Source organism: Nocardia sp. 852002-20019_SCH5090214 (genome assembly GCF_001665865.1).
Taxonomy (GTDB): domain Bacteria; phylum Actinomycetota; class Actinomycetes; order Mycobacteriales; family Mycobacteriaceae; genus Nocardia; species Nocardia nova.
This window is the reverse complement of the sequence record NZ_LZMK01000252.1, coordinates 1-1,212: the sequence shown is the minus strand read 5'-3', so window position 1 is coordinate 1,212 and position 1,212 is coordinate 1. Positions and strand designations below refer to the sequence as shown.

Sequence of the window (1,212 nt, the reverse complement as noted above, 5' to 3'; positions counted from 1 at the left end):
TTCCGCGACCTCGGGCTGCTCGCCGAAACCGCGCCGTCCTCGTCGGTGCGCGTCCAGGGCGCGCAGCCGCGCAGCGATGACGATGTGCGGGCGCGGTGGGATCTCGAGTTCGTGCACCACGTCGCCGAACAGCACACCCACGCCGCCGCGTCCGCCGAGCGCTCCCGTCGCGTCTCGCATGAGGAGGCGCTCGCCTACGCCGATACCCGCACCGGTGTGCGTGGAGATCTGCGGCCGGAGTTGCCGTTCCAGGGCAACAGTGTCGACTACACCCGCGAGGCCATGACGCCGATCTCCGGGTGGCGCTGCGTCGCCTGCTTCATCGAACGCTCCACCGTCGACCAGCACCCCATCCACAACGACGGCGCCCGGTTACGCAGCGACGACGGCCTGTGCGACTACTGCCGCAGCGACGACCGCACACCGCGCCTGCGCGAACTGCCCGCCGGGTTCACCGCCACCGACCTCGCCCGCACCTACTGCCGGTTCCTCACCACCACCTACCCGGCCGCCGCACCCGCACTGCTCGCTGAGACACGCCGACGGGCACCGCGCTGGCTGACCACCATCATCGACGAGTTCGTGTCCCACCCCGCACACGCCGAGCAGGCCGCCGGTCCGGAGGCCGACACGGAAACCGGTGCCGCCCAGGCGAAGCCTGGGACACGCCGCCGACGCGGCCCGGTGACCGGTGCGGGGCAGCGGCACGCCCGCTGCGAGGGATGCACCCGCATCCGCGCCATCCACGACGACGGGTTCTGCACCGAGTGCCGCGTCTGGCTCGGCCTCGTCACTCCACCCACCCGCCAGACCGTCGCCGCCTGACACGGGCGAGTGTCGCGCTCCGGTCCGTCACGGTGACGCCCCACCCGCGACGGACCGGCCACCACCCACCGGTCCCTGCAAGGAGTTTCGCGTGCACGACCTGCTCATTTTCATCGTCGGCCTTCTCATCGGCCTTGCACTGGCTGGCCACCCGCTCATGACGGGCCCCGGCACCCGCGAGACGCGCGACGACCAGCGCCCGCACGACTAACCCGATTGCGACGCGCGACCGCCAGGCCGTTCCGCTCGCTTGCGTCAGCATGGGGCCTGCGGCAACCAGCCCGCAGGCCCCATCACCACACCCACACCCACAGCACATCACCCCCACAGCACATCACCCCCACACCACATATCCCCTCACACCCATAACCCCATAACCCCATAACC

1 protein-coding gene is annotated in these 1,212 nt (G+C 71.0%); it reads left to right on the top strand.

Annotated features, from left to right (window positions below):
* On the top strand, positions 1–825 hold an 825-nt coding region (locus A5780_RS41120), incomplete at its 5' end, for a hypothetical protein (RefSeq protein WP_197521803.1).
* Positions 826–1,212: the final 387 nt, after the last annotated feature.